The 20,309-nt window shown below is 71.2% G+C and carries 17 protein-coding genes; 5 read left to right on the top strand and 12 right to left on the bottom strand.

Going from position 1 to position 20,309, the window contains the following annotated elements:
• The first annotated feature begins 9 nt into the window (after positions 1 to 9).
• From ACIQTP_RS12445 to ACIQTP_RS12435, 3 genes are all read left to right on the top strand, one after another.
• Positions 10 to 891: a hypothetical protein gene (locus tag ACIQTP_RS12445; protein ID WP_403399027.1), complete on the top strand. Its 882-nt coding sequence runs from the start codon at positions 10 to 12 to the stop codon at positions 889 to 891.
• Between the two features lie 108 nt (positions 892 to 999).
• On the top strand, positions 1,000 to 1,251 hold the full coding sequence (locus tag ACIQTP_RS12440; protein ID WP_101406882.1) for a hypothetical protein: 252 nt from the start codon (positions 1,000 to 1,002) through the stop codon (positions 1,249 to 1,251).
• 12 nt (positions 1,252 to 1,263) lie between these two features.
• Entirely contained in the window at positions 1,264 to 2,481 is a 1,218-nt protein-coding gene (locus ACIQTP_RS12435) for an SPFH domain-containing protein (RefSeq protein WP_403399023.1), read from the top strand.
• A 506-nt stretch (positions 2,482 to 2,987) separates the two neighbouring features.
• Here the strand turns inward: ACIQTP_RS12435 and ACIQTP_RS12430 are convergent.
• The 12 genes from ACIQTP_RS12430 to ACIQTP_RS12375 all read right to left on the bottom strand — a co-directional run bounded on the left by ACIQTP_RS12430 (position 2,988) and on the right by ACIQTP_RS12375 (position 16,814).
• The gene (locus tag ACIQTP_RS12430) at positions 2,988 to 4,496 is read right to left on the bottom strand and encodes an NADase-type glycan-binding domain-containing protein (RefSeq protein WP_403399021.1); all 1,509 of its coding nucleotides are present in this window, start codon (positions 4,494 to 4,496) and stop codon (positions 2,988 to 2,990) included.
• Positions 4,493 to 5,050: a phage tail protein gene (locus ACIQTP_RS12425; protein WP_095856649.1), complete on the bottom strand. Its 558-nt coding sequence runs from the start codon at positions 5,048 to 5,050 to the stop codon at positions 4,493 to 4,495. Before ACIQTP_RS12425 ends, ACIQTP_RS12430 begins: the two co-directional genes overlap by 4 nt.
• Positions 5,047 to 7,005, bottom strand: coding sequence for a putative baseplate assembly protein (locus ACIQTP_RS12420; RefSeq protein WP_403399019.1), 1,959 nt, complete (start codon positions 7,003 to 7,005; stop codon positions 5,047 to 5,049). The genes ACIQTP_RS12425 and ACIQTP_RS12420 overlap by 4 nt, the downstream gene beginning before the upstream one ends.
• Positions 7,005 to 7,445 (bottom strand): GPW/gp25 family protein, encoded by a 441-nt coding sequence (locus ACIQTP_RS12415; RefSeq protein WP_403399016.1) that lies wholly within the window; start codon positions 7,443 to 7,445, stop codon positions 7,005 to 7,007. Before ACIQTP_RS12415 ends, ACIQTP_RS12420 begins: the two co-directional genes overlap by 1 nt.
• Positions 7,446 to 7,485: 40 nt before the next feature.
• Positions 7,486 to 9,402 (bottom strand): VgrG-related protein, encoded by a 1,917-nt coding sequence (locus ACIQTP_RS12410; protein ID WP_403399013.1) that lies wholly within the window; start codon positions 9,400 to 9,402, stop codon positions 7,486 to 7,488.
• The gene (locus tag ACIQTP_RS12405) at positions 9,402 to 10,130 is read right to left on the bottom strand and encodes a peptidase M23 (protein WP_402047112.1); all 729 of its coding nucleotides are present in this window, start codon (positions 10,128 to 10,130) and stop codon (positions 9,402 to 9,404) included. The genes ACIQTP_RS12410 and ACIQTP_RS12405 overlap by 1 nt, the downstream gene beginning before the upstream one ends.
• Before the next feature lie 15 nt (positions 10,131 to 10,145).
• The gene (locus ACIQTP_RS12400; protein WP_054235291.1) at positions 10,146 to 10,571 is read right to left on the bottom strand and encodes a phage tail protein; all 426 of its coding nucleotides are present in this window, start codon (positions 10,569 to 10,571) and stop codon (positions 10,146 to 10,148) included.
• Positions 10,572 to 10,613: 42 nt separating this feature from the next.
• Positions 10,614 to 10,904 (bottom strand): hypothetical protein, encoded by a 291-nt coding sequence (locus tag ACIQTP_RS12395; protein WP_403399010.1) that lies wholly within the window; start codon positions 10,902 to 10,904, stop codon positions 10,614 to 10,616.
• Between the two features lie 3,195 nt (positions 10,905 to 14,099).
• Positions 14,100 to 14,258, bottom strand: coding sequence for a DUF6760 family protein (locus ACIQTP_RS12390; protein ID WP_095856654.1), 159 nt, complete (start codon positions 14,256 to 14,258; stop codon positions 14,100 to 14,102).
• Positions 14,255 to 14,725 carry a hypothetical protein gene (locus ACIQTP_RS12385; RefSeq protein ID WP_403399008.1) on the bottom strand — a complete coding sequence of 157 codons (471 nt, stop codon included), beginning with the start codon at positions 14,723 to 14,725 and terminating at the stop codon, positions 14,255 to 14,257. The genes ACIQTP_RS12390 and ACIQTP_RS12385 overlap by 4 nt, the downstream gene beginning before the upstream one ends.
• A complete protein-coding gene (locus tag ACIQTP_RS12380; protein ID WP_054230236.1) occupies positions 14,725 to 15,168 on the bottom strand; it encodes a phage tail protein in 444 nt (147 codons plus the stop codon). Before ACIQTP_RS12380 ends, ACIQTP_RS12385 begins: the two co-directional genes overlap by 1 nt.
• A gap of 65 nt (positions 15,169 to 15,233) precedes the next feature.
• Entirely contained in the window at positions 15,234 to 16,814 is a 1,581-nt protein-coding gene (locus ACIQTP_RS12375) for a phage tail sheath subtilisin-like domain-containing protein (protein WP_403399006.1), read from the bottom strand.
• Between the two features lie 232 nt (positions 16,815 to 17,046).
• Between ACIQTP_RS12375 and ACIQTP_RS12370 the strand changes: the two genes are divergently transcribed.
• Positions 17,047 to 18,699: a DUF4157 domain-containing protein gene (locus ACIQTP_RS12370; RefSeq protein WP_403399004.1), complete on the top strand. Its 1,653-nt coding sequence runs from the start codon at positions 17,047 to 17,049 to the stop codon at positions 18,697 to 18,699.
• Between the two features lie 128 nt (positions 18,700 to 18,827).
• Complete coding sequence (locus ACIQTP_RS12365; RefSeq protein WP_403399002.1) at positions 18,828 to 20,249, top strand: RICIN domain-containing protein; 1,422 nt, start codon at positions 18,828 to 18,830, stop codon at positions 20,247 to 20,249.
• The last annotated feature ends 60 nt before the right edge of the window (positions 20,250 to 20,309 follow it).

Below are 20,309 nucleotides of genomic sequence, written 5' to 3'. Positions count from 1 at the left end.
GAGCACCTCATGCGCAAGCCCACCCGGCAACGTTGTCACGCCGCCCTGGCCGGACTCGTCACCCTCGCCACGGCCGCCGTGCTGTCTGTCTCCGTCACCACGCCCGCCGCGGCCGCCGACACCTGGACCGAGGTGGGCTCCGACCGCGCCGACCCGCTGACCGAGAGCCAGGGCCTGACCTCGGTCGAGGTCCCGGCAGGCAGCCCCAACCACTACACCGGGATCGGCACCATCCCGATCGGCGTCAGCAGCCGCGGCTGGAACCACGTCGGCGACCCGGACGCCTCCTACAACGGCTACTACGTCGAGCCGTACCAGGCCGACTCCGGCAGCGCCAAGATGTTCCGGGTGCAGGCGCCCGGCGGCGCCTGGTCGGAGTACGTCCACGCGCTGAGCCCCGGCGAGGCGCTGAACAACTCCTTCGACACCATCTCCCCGGACGGCCAGTGGATGGTGTCGGGGGAGTGGGGCACGATGACCCGGCTGCTGGTGTTCCCGACCCCCGGCGTGAACCCGAGCACCTCCCCCTCGGCCAACCTCCCGCAGGCCTCCACCATCAACCTCGACCACGCCGTCCGTGACGTACAGGGCTGCGACTTCGTCACCGCGACCCAGCTGCTGTGCTCCTCCGACGACCCGGCGGGCACCCTCTTCGGCATCACCAAGCCGCTGCTGCAGATCGACCTGTCCGCCGCCCCGAGTGGCAGCGGCGATGTGACGGGCCATGTCACCGCCCTGCGCCAGCTCCCGCTGCGCAGCTCCTGCTCGGGCACCTTCGAGGCCGAGGGCATCGACTACGACCGGCGCACCGGCACCCTGCGGGTGATCGTCGTGTCGCCCGGCTTCTGCGTCCTGACCGACAGCAAGACCTACCGGTTCACCAAGAGCTGAGCGTCCGTACCCGGGGCGTGACACGGGCGGCGACGGGAGCATAGGCGTTCGAGGTGGGGGAGGTCTAAGGTCGGAAGCAGAACCAGAGAAACGGGGAGGCGGCCGACAGTGGTGCAGGACGAGGCCGTGATCGGCTGTACCGGGGAGCTGCTCATCGGCACACGGGGAACCGCCGGTCCCGGCGAGATCCTTGTGCGGGTCAGAGGCGGATCCGAGACCTTCCTCGCCTGGTCGCAGGAGCCCCTGCCCGTGGGGGCTACTGTGCTCGTGGTCGAATCCCGGGGATGCCGTGAGGTCGACGTCATCCGCTGGGCCGATCCGCTGGACGCGTTGGACGGCGACTCCGTCGACGCCGGTTAAGGAGAAAACAGGATGTTCGGTTACCGCGTTCCCGCTCCCGACGAGGCGATGCTGATCTCGGGAGGCAGGCGGGGACTGGGGGGCGCGCCGTTCCGAGTGGTGACGGGGCACGGAAAGTTCGTGCTCCCCGTTTTTCGCAAGACCCGCTTCCTCACCTTGTCGATGTGCGAGGCCGAGGTCACCGAGACCTGTGTGACCCGGCAGGGCATCGCGCTGCACGTCCGCGCAGTGATCGCGTTCAAGGTCGGCAACGACCACGAGAGCATCATCAACGCCGGTCAGCGGTTCCTCTCCGACCAGGACCAGATGTCGGTGCTGACCGGCCGGATCTTCGCCGGTCATCTGCGCGCCATCATCGGCTCGATGACCGTCGAGGAGATCGTCACCGAGCGGCAGAAGCTCGCCGCGGAGGTCCTGGACACCTCGAAGGTCGAGATGGCCAAGATCGGCCTGATCGTGGACTCGCTGCAGATCCAGTCGATCGACGACGGCGATGTCGGTTACATCGAGGCCATGTCCGCACCGCACAAGGCGGCCATCCAGCGGCAGGCCCAGATCGCGCAGGCGCAGGCCACCCAGGCGTCCGTCGAGGCGGAGCAGGTGGCCGCGCGCAACCAGGCCGAGTACGCCCGGCAGACCGCGGTCGTGAAGGCGGAGTACTCGGCCGAGGTGGACCGAGCGCAGGCGCAGGCCGCCCAGGCCGGACCGCTGGCGCAGGCGCACGCCCAGCAGGAGGTGCTCGCCGCGCAGACCGAACTCGCCCAGCGGGCGGCCCAGTTGCGCCAGCAGCAGCTCGTCGCCGAGATCGTCAAGCCCGCCGAGGCCGAGGCGGAGCGGATCAAGGTGCTCGCCATCGCCGACGCGGAACGCATGAAGATCCAGGCCGAGGCCGCCGCCTCGCACGACCGCGTGGCGCTCGACCGGATGCTGATCGACCAGCTCCCGCTGATCGTGAAGGAGGCCGCGGGCGGTCTCGCCGGCGCCAACGTCAACGTCCTGAACGGCGCGGACGGCCTGGGCGAGATCGCCGCGGGGCTGGTCGCCCAGGGCCTGACGATCCTGGACTCGGTCCGCCAGAACCTGAGCGGCCAGAACGCGGGCGACCAGAAGCCCGGGAGGCGTTCGGAGAAGACGGAGGGGCTGCTGGAGCTCCAGAGCTACCGGCGGACCCCGGAACAGCAGGACAGGGACGGGAACGAGCCGGAGGGCGGCCCGACCTCGACGACCTGACCCGAAGTTCCCCCACCGCAACGGCGCGGGCGCCCGGGTCGGTGCGGCGATGGACGAGTGACGGAGTGAAGCGGCCGCCGTTCCCTGGGGACGGCGGCACGCTCCCACCCGAGCGACACACCGGAGTTGACGTACCGTCAGGTAAGCCATCCGGTGGAGCTGTTCCCGGGAGGAAGAGACGGGGGCAGAGCGCGAGGGCCGGGGACCGGAGCGCCAGGCGGCCTCGGGAGGAGACCGCCCGACGAGGGATCCCTGTTGAGAATCCACTCGAGTTCGCGCTGGATCCTGCGGGCCTCGTTGCGGACCTGCAGAGGTATGTCCCCTCGTTCGGAGATCAGTTGGGCGTAGATCGGTGCGTCGTGCACTGGTGGCGCTTCTCCTCGGGTCTGGTGCCTTCCCTCTACGGTAAGGCCGCGGCGGTACCGCGGGACTCATCCTCCCAGTTCGGCCAGAACCGGAAGCACCCGACCAAGGAATGGCACCTTCCCCACCAGCCGTCGGTGTCCCTATGAGTCGTTGGCGCTCGAAGGACCGAACAACTCGATCTCGGCTATGGAGACCTGCTTGTCCCGGGCGGTGCCATAGGCCGAGCGGACGATGAAACGGACCGCCGTGACATCACCCACGCGGAACTTACGCTGCTGACCGCCCGCAACCTGGTCGAGGGTGAGGAAGCGGGTGCTCGTCTTGCCGTTCGCCGTGGTGATCCTGGCCTCGATACGGTGCGGCAGCGCCGACTTCGTGAGCTGGTCCGGGCGGTTGGAGGTGCCCGAGGTGATGATCACGTCCAGCAGCCGGGTGGGCTGTTCGAAGCTGGCCTCGAGCCACTCGCCGTCCCCGGATCCCGAGACGCCGGGTCCCCACCAGGTGTTGTTGAGCTTGTCGAAGGCGAGCCCCGCGCCGTGGCCGGCGAAGGAACGGGACGCCTTCACGTGGTCAGGGCCGACCGGGACCCGCTTGGCGAAGTGGTCCTTCACCGCCTGCACGGCCGTACCGGTGTTCGTCACGGCGAACACCAGCAGGCCGAGCACCACCGCGCCGACGACCCAGTTCATGACGCGTCCGAAGCCCCGCCGCAGTCGGGGCCGGTCCCCGGCCCACGGCACCTCCCCGTTGCGGGAGTTGAGCACCCGACGCCACCAGGGCAGCCGGCCCGGCGCCTGCCGTTCCCCGGCCATGGACAGCGCGCAACGCCCGCAGAAGTGCCGGTCCGGCCGGTTGGGAGTGGCGCACCAGGGGCAGGGCACACCCCCGTCCGCACCGGGCTCCGCGACCGGGGTACGGACCTGGGGGCGGCTCGCCTCGGGGCGGCCGGGCAACACCGGCGCCACCGACGGCGCGACCCGCGGTTCCGGGTCCGCCACCGGCACCAGCAGGGACCTGGCCCGCTCGGCCGCGGAGTCCCGGTCGGGGGCGGCGGAGGGCAGCGGCTCGGTGGCCGCGGTCTCGTCCGGCCGCGCGGGAGCGGCCGGTACGGAGCCGTGGGCGGCGACGGGGGCCGGGTGCGGACGCGCGGTGTCGTCGCCCATCGGGCTCGGATCCGCCGCGTCATCGAATACCGGCGTACCGGATACCGGTGTACTGGGGGCCGACGCGTCCGGTGCACTGCCGACGGCATCGTCCTCGTGCGGGCTGCGTGCGGGTCGCGCGGTGGCCGCCCTGTCGGCGCCCACGGTGTCCGCGTCCGCGATGGAGCCCGCCGTGTCGTGCGCCGTACGAGCCGTTCCCGTACCGGCGCCCGGTCGTGTGAACGCGTCCCAGCCCGGCTCGCCCTCGGCCGACGCGGCGGGTCCCGCCGCCCCGGAGCCTTGGTCGCCGGCCGTCGGCGCCGCCTCGTCGGCGGCAGCCGCGGGACGACGGGTCCGGGCCGCGACCCCCGCCGGAGCCGGTTCCCCGGCCCAGTCGAGCACCGCGCCGCAGGCGTCGCAGAAGGACTGGCCGGGCTCCGCCCGGGTGCCGCACTCGGCGCAGGCCGGGGCACGCCCGGGGCCGGTGCCTGGGGTCTGGGTGGTCATTTCTCGGGGATCCTTTCGGCGGCGGTCACCTGGACCGTGTAGGGCATGTGGGCGGGACGGGCGGCCGCCACGAGGTTCTCCAGCCGGTACTCGTCCGCCGGGGTCGGCTCGGGCAGCCGCAGCGTGACGTGCAGCCGGGGGCGGCGGTCGCCGGGGACCGGGCCGAGCGGACGCGGGTCCCAGGCGGCGGCGCCGCTCTCGGTGATCTCCGGCTCGACACCGAAGGCGAGGCGTATCGCTTCGGACAGGCCGCGGCGGGTGCCTCGTACCCGATGCAGGTACGCGGCGGCGGCGACGGCCGCGCGCAGCCGCGCGTCCGGTTCCGTGCCGTCGACCTCGGCGCCGACCCAGGTGCCCAGCCAGCGGGCGAAGTCGGCCGGTGCGAGCGCCGGGTCGAAGTAGGTGTGCAGACAGTCGAGGGCCAGCAGGATCGGCGCGACCACCTCGTCAAGCCCAGCGACGAAGCGCAGCGCCAGATCGTCGTCGGCGAAGACCGCGGGGAGCATGCCGCCGATCGGCGCCGAGGACTCCAGGCCGTCGATGGAGCCCCTCATGAGCCGTCTCCGATGACGCGGACCCGGTGGTCGAAGGAGAACACCAGCGAAGGGGCCTCCAGGTCGATCCGGTCGGTCGGGTCGCCGCGCTTGCCGGTCAGCGGGTCGGCGGGGTGGAGCTGCACCGCGTCGACGAGTTCGACACCGGGCACGCGTTGCAGCACGGCGAAGACCTCGCCCGCCTGCACGGGCCGGCCGAACGGCCAGCCGGTGCCGTCCGCGCCGCCGGTGAGCGGGTCCAGATGGCGGTAGAGCGCGTCGTGGGCCTGGCGGCGCACCCGGTCCGTGTCGACCCCGCGGAAGGCGTGCACGGTGGCGACGACGGTGACGCCCTGGTAGAAGGGCGGCCCGACCGCGAGCCGGGTGCCGATCAGCCGGCGTTCGTCGAGGTGCCGCGTGATGCGCTGCAACAGGGCGTCGCCGGGGACGAGTTGCTCGAAGCGCAGCCGCCCGCCGGGATCGGGCACGGCCTGCGGGACGACCAGGACACGGACCGCGTAGGCGCCGTGCTCGCCCTCCTCGCCCTCGAGGCAGGTGATACGGGCCGTCTCGGGGGCCGCGCGCCGGGCCAGTTCCTCGTAGTCGCGCAGGGTCACGGCCCGCTCCTGGGCGCGCAGGGTGATCGGCGCCCGGGTCTTCGCCTCCTCGACCGTCTCGCCTTCGACACCGCCCCGGGCGGCCTCCCGGTTGACGACGTCGGCCACGTACGGCACCGAACTGCGCAGCACCTGGACGGCGCCCCGGGCGACGTTCCCGGCCCGGCCGCCACCTGTGCGGTAGCGGCGGGCGCGGATCACGGCCCCCTTGGGCGCCACCGTCCCGTACTGGCGCATGCCGCCGTCCGGTTCGCGGACGGCGGGCCCGAAGGCGATCTCGCCGGTTGCCGCGTCCAGGGTGATGTGCCGGTCGGTGGGGCCGGACGCGGCGAAGTGCGGCACGACGTCCCAGTCGGCCCAGCCGTCGCGCTCGGCGGTCTGCAACAGCACCGGCGGGGTGTCGCCCACGACGGGGAAGTGGGTGAGCCGCAGCCGCTGCCCGGGCAGACCGGTGGACTCGCCGAGCGCCTCGTCGTGGACGGTCTCGGCGTGGATGGCCGAGGTGGTCCCGCCGAGGGTGAACGCTTCGGCGGACCGGATGGTCGGAGACGTGGTGTAGAAGGGCTGGTCGGACAGCGGGTCGGTGACCCGGCAGCGCAGCCATCCCGCCTCGTGACCTCCGGTGCGCGACAGCGTGTGGCCGCCCGGGACGTGCAGGACCACCTCACCGGGCCGGTTCAGGCCGCCGGTGCCGTCCCGGTCCACCTCGCAGGCCGCCCAGCCGTCCTCGGTCCACGCCTCCCAGACCAGCGGCGGCTGGCGCGGATCGACACCGACACCGTCGACCCGGCTGTCGAGCTCCAGGCCCAGCGCGCAGTGCGGTACGGCGGAGGTGAGGCCGAGGAGCATGCAGTCACCGGGGTTCGGTGACTCCGCGAAACACAGCACGTCCTTGCCCTCGCCGAGATCGGCGGTCCGGTCGGTGACCGCACCACCGTTCTGCTGCACGACGAGACGACGCAACGAGCAGGGCACCACGGTCAGTTCGCGCTCGGTCGCGAAGACGACGGCCTCCTCGTTCTCGGTGCGCACGGTGGCGGCCTCGGTTCCCACGGGCAGCACGATGGGCTCCTCGTGCGGCGCGGACAGCCAGAACGTGAGGTCCGTACGGGCGGCCGAGGGCGGGAACAGCGTGATGCCGACAAGGTCGAGGAACGCCAGGTGGTTCTTCTCGGGGACACGGTTGAGCCGGTAGACGATCTGGTCGGCCATGTGGGCGACCGTTTCCACGAGGGTGACGCCGGGGTCCGACACGTTGTGGTCGGTCCATTCGGGGGCGCGCTGCTGGATGTAGCGCTTGGCGTCGTCGACGAACTGCTGGAAGCGGCGGTCGTCGAGGTTCGGGGAAGGCAGTGCCATCAGCGGTCGCTTTCAGGGGAGTTGCCCGCGCCGGGGGCGTCGGGCTCCTCGTGGGAGGGGATGACGTAGAACGGAAAGACCAGGCTGCGCGGGTTGTTGGTGCCGCGGATCGAATAGCGCACGTCGATGAAGAGCACGCCCTGGTCGGGACCCGCCGTCACCTCGACGTCGTTGACCTCGATCCGTGGCTCCCAGCGGTCGAGGGTGGTGTACACCTCGTGCTGGATCCGGCCTGCCGTCGCCTCGTTGACCGGCGCGAACACCAGGTCGTGGATGGCACAGCCGAACTCGGGCCGCATCGGCCGCTCGCCCGGCGCGGTGGCCAGCACCAGCCGGATGGCTTCCTCGATCTCCCGTTCCCCGCTGACCATGGCGATGCCACCGGTGGGACCGATGCGCATGGGGAACGCCCAGCCGGATCCAACGAACTGCTCGGCCATCAGAGGCCCACCCGCCTACTCCTGAAGAACTTCCCGGCCGTCACGGCAGCGGATACGGCTTGTTGTTGACCAGCACCACACCCTGAAGGGCGAGCGTGATGGCCCGGATGCCCACATTCGCGATGGAGTTGACCTGCACGCTGCCGCCGGCGGTGAGCGTCGCGGCGCCCACCGCCTTGAGGCTGAGCGCCCCCATCGCGTCGACGGTCACCGCACCGCCGAGCGACTTGAGGTTGACCAGCCCGCGGCCCTCGATGTCGAGCGGGCCGCCGCTCTTGATGGTCAGCCTTCGGCGCGCGCTCAGGGTGAGATCGGTGCCGGCCTCGACCGACACCGACCGGGTGCCCTTGATGGTGACGGACCCCTTGCTGTCCACGGTGATCTCGGTCTTCGTGCGGTCGAGGTTGATGACCAGCCTGTCGTTGCCGGAGGCGATCCGCACCCCCTGCTTACGGGCACCGGTCTGCTGACTGAGCAGGTCCACCCGGTTGCCCTTCCGATCGGACAGGGTGTGCCGGATCGCCTGCTTCTTCAGCCCGTCGTGCAGCGGTACGTCACTGACCACGGTCGGTTTGTCCTTGCCGTTGTAGAGGCCGCCGATGACGAACGGGTGGTCCAGGGCACCGCGGTCGAAGGCCACCAGCACCTCGTCGTCGACGTCGAACGGGAACACACCGCCGCCGCCCTTCCCGCCGAGCTGCACGGTCCGCGTCCAGTCGCTCTCGTACGCGTCGTCCAGCCAGGGGAACTGGAGCTTGACCCGGCCCTGCTTCAGCGGATCCTGCACATTCGTCACCAGGGCGTTGGCCACGCTCGGCAGCTTGGGCGCGGCGGCCGTGCCCCCGCCGGACGTGAGGCCGTACAGGGAGCGCCACTGGCGGCCGCTGACGGTGATCCAGGTCTGGTAGTGCTCGTCGTAACCGAAGACGTGCCGCACGGACGTCACCGTGTACTTGCCCTCGAACGGCTTGCCCACGTCGGTCAGCGTGACCGGAACACCGGGCCGCAGCTTGGGGTTGCCGAACACCATGACCTCCAGCTCGGCGAAGGAGGAGGTGACGTCGTCGGCGAGGGCCTTGGCGGCGACCTTCACCTCGGCCAGGCGGTCGAAGGGCGTGTCGGTCTCGACCAGCTTGGCGGTCTTGAACTTCTTCGCCGTCTTCTGCGGGGTGGTGCCGATGGCGAAGCCGTCGTTGGACGTGGCGGGCGACGTGGCGGTGAGCTTCTTCTTCGTCGTGACGTTCCAGCCGCGCGCCTCGGTCTTGGCGACCTGGTCGGCGGAGGTGACCGCGGCCCGGCAGCGCAGTACGTCGACGCCGCCCTGCAGGACGAAGGGGCTCTTGTCGCCGGGCATGCTGGTGGGCGGCGCGGTGGAGGCCGGGTCGGCCTTGGCGAACTGGAACTTCCCCTCGGAGTCCAGCGACATGACCACGTCGTTCTCGTCGGCGAGCCGGGCGAGGAAGTCCCAGTCGGTCACGTTGGCCTGGCTGATGAACTCGTAGACCGTCGTGGTGGGCTTGATGCCGCCCTTCCCCTTGCCGATCGGAATGCCGTTCATCGTGGCCAGCTTCTTCGCGATGTCCGCGGCCGTCTGATTGCGGTACGCGGCCACCCTGCGCTGGCGCATCAGACGGTGGCCCATGTCGTAGCCGCGGATGACGGTGAAGGTGCCGGTGCCGTCGTAGTCGGTCTCCATGCCGGTCACCTCGCCGGTCAGCAGCGGGGAGGCCGCGCCCTGGCCGTCCGCGACCGGCGCGATCGTCACCAGGGTGCCGCACTGGATGCCGAGTTCGCCGAGCACCAGCCGGTCCGGGTCGCGGAAGGTCAGCCGGAACGCGGCCGGCACCCCCGCCCCGAGGTCGACCCAGCAGCCGACGAGGTCGGAGGCGATCTTCTCCGGAACCGGACTGCCGTCCACGGTCACGTGGACGACGTTGGAGTACGAAGGCTGGACCATCAGAAACCCACCTCTTCGGCGGCGGGCAGCACGAGCTCGATGCCGTTCGACAGCCGGTTCGGGTCGTCGATGCCGTTCGCCTCGGCGATCGCCCGCCAGGCCGCCGCGTCCCCGTACTCCCGCCACGCCAGCGACTGCAGCGAGTCTCCCGCGACGACCCGGTGCACACGCTGCGCGGTGAGCGCGCCCGACGTCGGGTTCTGTCCCTTGGTCTTGCTGGGGATCTCGTGCAGATGCACCTGACAGGTGGCGCGGATCGGCACGCCCGTCGTGCCGAACAGGGAGTAACTGGCATCCACCGAGCTGACGTACGCCGTGAACCGCGCGGTCGAGAACGACCCCCACTGGAACACCACCCACGGCGTGGACGGCTGCTTCGCCGCGATGCTCTTCGTCGTCACCTCGCAACAGGAGAACAGCGCCTCGACCTTCTTCAGCACCGAATTGCTGGTCGGGTCGTCGGACGAATCGAGGAAGATCTCCACGGTCATCTCACGGGGCTCGGGCCCCATGAACTCCGGGAGGGAACCGTCCCGCACGGCCGCGGTCGGGGTGGTCTTCCAACGGGCGCGACGACTCAGCGAGAGCGTCGAGGGGTTGAAGTCGAAGTTGAACGTCTTGATCAACCCACCCGGAGTGGTGCTGCGGCCGATGGGCGGCTCGTGAATGGCCAGCGTGGCCCTCACCAGACTCTTGCCCGCGCCGCCCTTTCCTGACTTGCCTGCCATGTTCTTCGCCGTTCCCTAGTCCGTGAACCCGTGGTGGGTGATTTCCAGCACCTCCGTGGCCACGGCCGGGCTGGCCGGGTCCAGGGAGGGCCCCTGCCAACTGACCGGGAGCACGTCGAGCAGACCCCAGCGGGCCACCTCCGAGCCGTCCGCGCGCAACGCCGCGATCTGCGCGGTGGGCCGCTTGACCCCCGTGGTCACGGAGGACACCCAGGCCGCGACCTTCGCGGTGTCCGGCGTCAGCGGGCGGGTCAGCCGGATGTTGGAGAAGGTCACGCGGGACGGAAGCTGCCACACGAACCCGTTGTTGCCGCCCTCCTGGCGCTGCTCGATCTCCACCTGCGACGAGAGTCCTTCACACCCGTTGAAGTAGCCGAGGCTCTCGCCGTCGATGGTGAGGGTGAAGAAGATGGTGGAGCCCGGGTCTCGATCGGTGGCCATCGAAGATCGGCCTTTCTTGGGTGTCTTACGGGGTGGTGGAGGTCAGCGGCGGGGATCGCGCAGCTTGCCGATCCGCTCCCGTTCGAGGCGGAGTTCGGTCCGCAGCAAGCGGGTGATCGGCCCGGCCAGCTTGTGCGTCAGCTCGTCGATCTGACCCTGGGTCAGAGACCGGGGATCGAAATCGACGGCGGTGTACGTGGGTGGGGCCTCCTCGCGCGCGGCGTGCGAGGGCAGCGGCCGGTGGGGCGGCTCGGTCGCGGAGTACGGGGGCGGGGGGCCGCTCGGCGGCGGTGGTGGCGGAGGAGAGGGGGGCGAGTACGCGGGAGGCGACATCGGGTTGACGACCCGTTGGACCGAGGGGAGGGCTGGGGGAATGGCGGGGGTGGCGGGTGCGGGTGCGGGTGCGATGGCGGTGGGTACGGGAGGTACGGGGGACGTGGTGGAGGAGCGCTGTACCGGCAGGGATACGGGTGGGGCGGCGGGGGTTGCGGTGAGGGGGACGGTCGCTCGGGGGGTGGGGCTCGCGGAATTCGCCGGGGGCGCTGGGGGCGTCGAGTGGGCTGGGGCCGTCGAGTTCGTGGGTTGCATCGGTTGTATGGAGTGCATGGGTTGCGTCGGCCGCGCCGGCTCTGCCGGATGGGGGAGTCCGCCCGACGGTCGAGGCGTAGGCGCGCTCGGAGTGGACGAGCGCTGTACGACGGGGGTGGCGCTGTGCGTCGCGGGGGGCGTGAGGCCCGGGGAAACGCCCCCGGCGGGCGCCTGTTGCGGCGGAGCGGGCTCGGAGGCGACTCGCTGCACGACGGGGGCACCGAGGCCGAGACGGCGTGGGGTCGTGGCGTAGGAGCGAGGAGCGCGGTGCTGCTTCGCGGACACCTGGGGTTGGGGTGCGGGTGTCGAGGCCTCGGATTGCCGAAGTGCCGAGCGCCGCACGACGGGCTCGACGGGCTCGACGGGTACGACAGGCACGACGGGCACGACGACATTCGTACGGGCGATCCCGGGATGCTCTGGAGCTGGAGCAGGAGCGGAAGCTGGCACAGATACGCGAGGGGCGAGCGGTCCCGTGGCATCCGCGGGTGTTGCCGGCAACGAACTCGCATCGGGTATCGGTGTCGAGGGAGTCGAGGGAGTCGAGGGAGTCGAGGAGGCAACGCGCTGAACCGCTGGGACAGTTGCCGTCGGTGAGCCCGGTGCCGACGGCTTCGTAGGGCGCGCGGAGGCCGGGCTCCGTCGCACCGATGGGCCGCTCGCACCGGTGCCGGGTTGAGCAAGGGGGACGGTGGCAAGGCGCCGGAGGACCGGAGCACCGGCGCCGGAAGCCTCGGTGCCGCGCGCCGCCGGACCGGCGTGGGCACCGGCGACGGGCCCGCCGACCGACGGGTGCGACACCGCCCGCTGCACCATGGCACCGGCGCCACCGGCGCCACCGGCCAACCCAGGCGCCCTGGTTGACGAAGGTGCCGTTCCCGGTGCCTCAGGCGATCGGCGTATCGGACGGGGTACCAGACCGCCGCCGGGCACGGGAGAGGCCCCGGCTGCCGAGGAACGTTGTAGGGCCGGGGTCGGGACGGAAGCCGGTCCGGCTACGGCCCCACCCGGGGCGATGGGCGTGCTCCCTGTTGGGCCGGCTGCTCCCGCCGGCCCGGGGCCGTCGGCACGCCGCGCCGACGGGCCACCCGCAGAGCCGCCGCCGGAGCCGCCGGAACGGGACCCGCTCCGGCCGCTGTCGGCTGATGTGGCGCGCCGCAGCGGTACGGCCGCGGGAGCGGTACGGCGCTGCACGGCGACGGCAGGAGGCGTGGAGGGCAGCAGCGAGGTCAGTGCGCGTGCCGGAGCGAGCGCGCGCACCGGTGGACGCGGCGACGACGGGGAGGTGGGAGCGACCGGCTCCGCGCCACCGTCCCGCCGGGGGGCGACGGGCCCACTGCCCGCCGGGCTCTGTGGCGTGCCCTCCACCGCACTCGTACGTTCCTGAGCGCGAGGTTCTGCCACGACGGCCCGCTGTACGACAGGGCTGCCCTCCGGGGCTGTCCCTGACGCGGCGGAACCTGCCGGAGCTGGAGCCGGAGCCGGGGGCGGAGCCGGGACCGCACGCTGAACAGGCAGGTTCCCGGGCGGGGCTCCCGCCTCGGGAATCTCCAGGCGAGACGGCGCCACACCTGATGACGACGATCGCGAAGGAGCCGTCTCCGGTGTTCTCCCCGGCCCGGGGGACAGCGGCCCGGGGGACAGCGGTCTGGGAGACATCGTCCCGGTCCCGGGCGGAGTCGTCGCACCGCCGGGCGCGCCCGGTCGTTCCGCTGGGGTCCCCGTCGCGCGCTGCACCGGACGTTGTACCGGCGTCGCGTGCGAAGGCGGAGTGGACAAAGGCGCGCCCAGCCCCGAGCGTCGACGCGGCGGCCCCGCAGCCGGGCTGCCGTCCGGAGTCACCGGAGCCACTGGAGCGGTCGGCGCCGCCGGTGCTGTCGGAAGGAGGGACGCCGGTATGGATGCTCCAGCCGACGGCACGTCACCGACGGACGGCGCCCCCAGCCCCGTACGTCCGGAAACGCCCGACGTACTCCGCATACTCCGCTGGACCGGAAGATCGGACCCGGCGGCGGAACCGTCGCGCGATCGAGACAAGGAGACGGGAGGCGCGACCGGGCCGGCGGCGGCAGCCGGTGTCCCGGAACCCGGGAGCGTGGCGGCGGGAGCCGAAGGCCGGGGAGCAGTGTCCGATGTCCGGGAAGCGGCCACCGAAGCGGCAGAACCGGACGACGTTCCGCCACTGCCGCTGTCAGGGCCGCTGCCACCACTACCACTGGCACCGTCACTGCCGCCGCCACCGGTGGCCGGGACGGTGACGGCGGGCGCCGACGGCGGCTGCGGTACGGACGGCTGAGGTACGGACGGCAACGGCGCGGACGGCTTCATCGCCGGCAGAGCCCACCGTTGTACGGCAGGCCTGGCCGGCGCCTTGGTCAGCGAGGTCGGCCGTGTGGCCCGGGGAACGGCGGGCGTCACCCGTGGACCCGCCGGGCCGACGGCCCCGACGGGAGAACTCATGCGCTGCACGGGCAGCGTCCCGCTCCCCTCACCCGATTCGACGGGCGAGGCCACCGGCAGCGAGAGCGAGGGGAGTTCGAGCCCGGAAGCGGGTCCCACCGGCGCGGCGAGCAGCCCCTTGACCAGTCCGCCGGGTGCGCCGTCGAGGACGGCGTGCGACAGCGTGCCGGTGAAGGAGGGGTTCTGCCAGGTCGTCAGCCGGCCGCCGAACCCGGCGTCGGCGACGGAGCCCGGCCGGTCCGTGGCCCGCTGGATCGGCGGCAGCGCGGGCCAGGCGGCAGGCCGGACCACACGCGCACCGGGTCCCCGCCCCGCACCGCCCGCCGTGGACGTGTCGCCCGCCCCGGTCTCCGTACCGCCGGCCGGAGCCGAGGCACCCGCCGGTCCGGAAGCGGCCGCGGCGGCGAAACCGCCGCCGGACCCCCGCTCAGGTCCGTCGCCCCCGCCGCCCCGCAGCCGATCAAAAAGCCCCACGCCGTGTCACCCTTCTCCGGCGCCGCGGTTGACGAGTGCCGCGATCTGTTCCGTGTAGCCGCGCCGGTCGCGGTGTTCGAGATCCAGGATGGTCTCCAGGCTCCAGTGGAAGTGATAGGCGATGTACGCGATCTCCTCCTGGATGCGGTCGGTCGCGTACGTCACGATTCCCCCAGGCGGCTCCCGCCGAGTTCGACCTCGAACGGCTCCTCGCAGTGCGGGCAGGTCACGGCGGCACGGGTGTGGCCCTCCGCGTTGACCTGGCGGTAGAAGTCCTGCAGGAAGGCGAGGTCCGAGGCGAACATGTTCTCCACCACCCCGTCGTGCACCAGTGGCAGCGTGCCGAGCCGGGTGATGACCCGGCCGAGCAGCACGACCGACAGGTACGCCGGGTTCTCCTGCACCCGCATGTCCCGCAAGGGGACCAGCTCGTCGCGAGCGGTGGCGAGCCGCATCACGCCGTGCCGGTGCACGGTCCCGGAGTCGTCCACGTACCCGCGCGGCAGCTCGAACTCGAACTCGGTGCGCAGCGGTTGCGCCGCTGCGACCGGGGCCGGAGCCGGAGCAGCGGTCTGCTCCGGCTCCGGTTCGGCGACGGCCGTAGCCGCCGCCCTGGGAGCCGTGCGGCGCATTACTCGATGACCAGTTCTTCGAAGGTGATCGTCACGGTCTCGGTGAGCGCGGAGGCCTCGCCGGCCTTCACGGTGCTCGTGTCGATCTTGCTGCACCAGGCGTTGCGCATGTTGTACCGCTTGACCGGGTTGTTCATGTAGTCCATCACCATGATGGTGGCGTTCTTGCGGGCGGTGCTCATCTGACCCGCGACGGACTCGGTGATCCACTGGTTGAAGGCAGCCGACTGCGTCATACCGCGGACGACCGTGCAGGTGCCGGCCTTCTTCACGCCCGGCAGCTTCTTGGTGACGGGGATGCCCTGGGAGGAGACCTGCTGGTACTCGATGACGTCCTGCTCGATGCTGAGGCCGCTGACCTCCGCGAGGTACTCGACCATCACGCCGTCGATCTGGAGGCCGAAATTGTGCGAAGTAAGGGCGTCACCCGGCTGGAGACTCATCTGTTCTCTGTCCTTCTAGGGTTTCTTGGGCGTACGGGGCGGAGCTGGTGGCCGAGAGGGCGGTACTACTCCTCCAGCTCGCCGCTGCCGCTGGAGAACTGGGCCAGCCGGAAGATCACGAACTCGGCGGGCTTGACCGGCGCGATGCCGATCTCGCAGATGACGCGGCCGAGGTCGACCGACTCCGGCGGGTTGGTCTCCTCGTCACACTTGACGTAGTACGCCTCCTCCGGCCGTGAGCCGAAGAGGGCGCCGTTGCGCCACTCGTTGACCAGGAAGGCGGAGACATTGCGCCGGATCCGGGCCCACAGGGCGTGGTCGTTCGGCTCGAACACCACCCACTGGGTGCCGATCAGGATCGACTCCTCCAGGTAGTTGAAGTACCGGCGGATGTTGAGGTAGCGCCAGGCCGGGTCGGAGGACATGGTGCGGGCACCCCAGACGCGGATGCCGCGGCCCGGGAAGGCGCGGATGCAGTTGACGCCGATGGGGTTGAGCAGGTCCTGCTCGCCACGGGTGATCTGGAGCTCCAGGTCCACCGCTCCTCGTACGACCTCGTTGGCGGGCGCCTTGTGCACACCGCGTTCGGAGTCGTTGCGGGCCCAGATGCCGGCGACGTGGCCGCTCGGCGGGATCAGCCGGGACTGGCCGCTGGCCGGGTCGAAGGCCTTGACCCAGGGGTAGTAGAGAGCGGCGTACTTGGAGTCGTAGCCGGCCGTCTCCTGGCGCCACACCCGGATCTGACGGGCGTTGAGGCCCGGCGGCGGGTCGATGACCGCGACCCGGTCGCCCATCAGCTCGCAGTGCGCGATCAGGCCGAGCTGGACGGCCTTGACGGCCTCCAGGTCGATGGCGCCGCGCTGGTAGGCGGCCATCAGGTCGGGGACGGCGACCATCGAGACCTCGTCCACGGCCTCCAGGCCGCCGAAGCCGGTGCGGTCGGCGGAGTCGCCGAGGTACTGGGCGGGGCCGGGGTGACCGTCGTCCGTGGTGGCCGGGACTGCGGGGGAGGAGGCGGACGGGGCGGCGAGCGCAACCGTCTGGTTGTCGGGGCGGACCAACTGGGCGGCGGGCGCGGCCTCCTGCACGGCGATGAGCTTGGAGCGCTCCTTCACCTGGGTGACCACGTAGTTGCGACCGCCCTTCTTGGCGGTCACGTCGAAGGTCTCGGCGACCTTGTCGCCGTCCTTGACGATCAGCTTGAACCGCTCGGCCGGGCCCTCGCCCTCGGGGTCGGCGACCTCGACGCTCAGCGAGCCGCCCCCGACGGCGCTCACCGAGAACGTGCCGAGCTGCTTCGGCTCGCCCGGCGGCAGCGCGGCCTGCGTGCCGGAGCCGGTCACCGCCGCGGGGGCCGCGGAGTCGCCCGAGGCGCCGCCGGGCGTTCCGCCGACCCGGACGACATAGGCGGCGCTGCCGCCGTTGTTGAAGAAGCCGTAGACGGAGTGCGCGAGGTAGTACCCGTCGGTGAACTCACCGAAGGCCGCCACGTACTGCGTCCAGTTGGTCACCAGTGTCGGCTCGTTCAGGGGGCCGATCGGGGCGAGCCCGACGAAGGCCGCCACCGAAGTGCCCACGCCCTCGATCGGACGCGAGCCACTGGCCACCTCCTCGACGTAGACGCCCGGCGACAGGTAGGACGGCATGCTCTGCTCTCCTCGGGGTACGAGATGGGACGTCACTCACCCTCACGCGCGAAGCGCGTGCGCCGAAACGTCTTTACGTACCCGGTAGGGGGCAGCTTTTGTTGCCCGCAGGGGCACATGGTGCGGGCGATGAGGGACGCTGCCCCCAGGGCTGCCCTTGAGTGCGTTCTCCGCGACGGCGCCGTCCGGTACACCTTGCAGGTTGGTGCACCCGCGTTCGAATGGAGTCCTAGTGCACGCGCAGGGCAAGGAGACCGACAAGACCCGTGGCCGGACGGGCGAGGGCCGGCCGTCCGGTCGTGCCCCCGCGCCCGGGCCCGCCGCGGGGATCCTGGCGCTGCAACGCGCCGCGGGCAACGCGGCGGTGGCCCGTGCCGTCGAGGAGCAGCGTCACGAGCACGACGCGAGCTGCGGCCACGGGCCCTCGGTCCAGCGCTCCGCCGTGCACGAGGTGCTGCGGTCCCCGGGCCGGCCGCTCGACGCCCCGCTGCAGAGCGAGATGGAAGGCCGGTACGGCGGCGAGGACTTCAGCGGTGTACGCGTCCACACCGACGCGGCGGCCCAGCGGGCGGCGGCGCAGATCGGTGCCAAGGCGTTCACCTCCGGCACCGACGTGGTCTGGGACGGTCAGGACAAGCACGTCCTCGCCCACGAGCTGGATCACGTCCGCCAGCAGATCCGGGGCCCTGTTCCCGGCACCGACAACGGCTCCGGACTGATGATGTCCGATCGCGGGGACTGGGCCGAGGTCCAGGCGGAGGAGAACGCCCGGCGGGTGATGAGCGGGGCGCCGCCGGTGCAGCGCGCCGTCGACCACACGGCGGAGCGGAGCGGGTCGGGGACGGTGGAGGCGGGGGCGCCGGCGATCCAGCGCACGGTCTGGACGTACAACGCCAGCACCCGGACCCGCGTCACCATGGGAATGCCGGCAGCGGGCGTCTGGCAGGACGAGACCAACCCCGCCCAGACCGCCAGTTCCGCGCAGTTGGGCGTCGGGCCCGACGGTCTGCGTCACGGGGACAAGTACGACGACGTCACCAGGCGTCACTTCGGCAGTGGGAACGTCGAGTTCTCGCAGCGTGGCACGATCCCCGACACCCCACAGGCGCACCGGAACGGCACCGCGTACAAGGAGCGCGAGGCCAGGGTCCGCAACGCGCTGGTCGACGCCAAGAGGAAGATGGCGGAGGTCATCGCGATGCTGGGGGCGGGCGGGCCTCCCGGTGGCCGGCTCCTCGATGCGCTCAGGTCCGGGTTCCCGGCCTTCCAGCGGGCCACACCGCAGCAGATCGAGCCGTTGCTGCCGCATGTCGTGGAGGTTCTCCACCGGGTCCAGACGGGCCTGAACGCGTCGGGCGCGCAGATCGCGCTGGCGGGGGAGACGCCGTGGTACGACCTGGGCGCGTTCGGGTCCGACCAGGCCAACGTGGCCGGTTGGGTCGCCCCCACCATGGGCGAACGGCTCAGGCCCCACGACATGAAGAGCGAACAGCTGCCGACGATGGACGCCGGGCGCGAGGGTCCGATCAACCTGCGGACACCCGGCGAGAACGTCTGGTACATCATTCACGAGGCCACCCACCGGTTCGCCGGCACGCTCGACTTCCAGTACAGCCCTTACGAGCACGAACTCAACGAGGACCGGGCCGACATGGGCATGGCACAGGGCCTTGGCTGGAGTCAGCAGGAGCTGGCGCAGCACTCCGCTGGCAGGCTGGGCAAACGGGTGGCCCGCGACCCGGACCAGTACACCGGGCAGGACGAACCGGCCCACCCCGACAAGCAGTTGAACTGGTACGCCATGGGCAGGCGGGCCCTGATGAACGCCGACTCCTACGCACAGTTCGTCGTCGTGGCCACCGGAGGGACGCTGCCCCGGCGCTGACGAGGCCGGGCCGGCCGCCGGCACCCCCCGCCGCGGGGCCGAGAGGGCACCGCGCCCTACCTGTTCGTGCAGGAGCCTTACCCCTGGGGCCGCTGCCCCGGGAGCGGACCTGCGGCTAATGTCCCCGCGTGAGCCTTTGGACTTCGTTGGAGCCTGTCTCCAGCACTGTGGATCCCGGTGGCAGTGTCAGGGTGCGGTTGCGGTTGCGCAACACCGGTGATGTGGTGGATGAGTACCGGTTCGAGCCGGTGGGTGATGTGGCGCCCTGGACGGTGGTGGAGCCGCAGACGTTGCGGCTTTATCCCGGGACGACGGGGACGGTGGAGCTGACGTTTTCGCCGCCGCGGAGTCCGGATGCGGCGGCGGGTCCGAATCCGTATGCGGTGCGGATCACGCCGACGGAGCATCCGGAGGCCACGACGGTTCCTGAGGGCAACCTCACGATTACGCCGTTCACTGAGGTGCGGGCGGAGTTGGTGCCGCCGACGGTGAAGGGGCGTTTTCGTGGGCGGCCGAGGCTCGCGGTGGACAATCTGGGTAATACGAAGCTGACGGCGTCGCTCAGTGGCAGTGACAATGGCGATCATCTGTCGTACGACATCCACCCGAGCAATATTCAGATTGAGCCGGGTCGTGCGGCGTTCGTGAAGGCGACGTTGAAGCCGCGGCAGATCATCTGGTTCGGTTCGAAGGAGCAGCGGCCGTACACGCTGGCGATTCAGCGTTCGGGTATGGGGCCGCAGCCGGTGGAGGGTACGTATGTGCAGCGCGGGTTCCTGCCGCGTTGGCTTGCCACGTTCCTGGGTGTGTTCATGGCGCTGGCGATCACGTTCGTGATGCTGTGGATCGCGTACAAGCCCCAAGTGCGCACGGCGGCCACGGAGAAACTCCAGGAAGCCGGCATCAGCACACTCCCGGCACCCACCCCGTCCTTGTCGTCGGCGCCGAGCTCGGCTCCGGCGGAGGTCCCGGCTCCGTCCCAGGCGCAGCAGTCTCCCGAGAGCGGCGGGGGCGGTGGCGGCGGAGGAGCGGTGGCCAGTCCCAAGGCGACGAAGAAGCAGGCGACCGGGCCGCTGCCCGCGACCGACATCGTGCTCAGAAACCCCACGACCAAGAAGTGCGCCGACATCCCGGGCTATGACAAGGGGTCGGTGAACGGCCCGGTCAGGGAGTTCACCTGCGACGGCACCACCCATGACAACCAGCTCTGGAACCTCGAAGTGCGCGAGAAGGGCGGCGGTCCCGAGAAGTCGGACCTCTTCCAGATCCGCAACGTCAAGGACCAGTTGTGCATGGACCTGCCCGACTACGGCGCCAAGCCCGCGCAGACCGGGGTGTTCGAGTTCCAGTGTGACGGCACGACCGCCGACAACCAGCTGTGGTGGCTCGACAAGCAGGACGACGGCCACTACTGGATCCGCAACTACTCCAGCAACCACCTGTGTCTGGACGTCGCGGGCTTCAGCACCGGGGGCAACGACACCCCGCTCACGATCTACTACTGCAGCAAGACCGACGACCAGGAGTGGGACATCGTCCACCCGTCCTGACCCACAAAGGGCAGTGGGCCGCCGCTCTTTGGGCAGCCGTCATGCCCTGACGCTTGCTGA

Source organism: Streptomyces sp. NPDC090798, assembly GCF_044768965.1.
In the GTDB taxonomy this organism is placed as follows: Bacteria; Actinomycetota; Actinomycetes; order Streptomycetales; family Streptomycetaceae; genus Streptomyces.
This window is presented reverse-complemented; position numbering and strand designations above follow the sequence as displayed.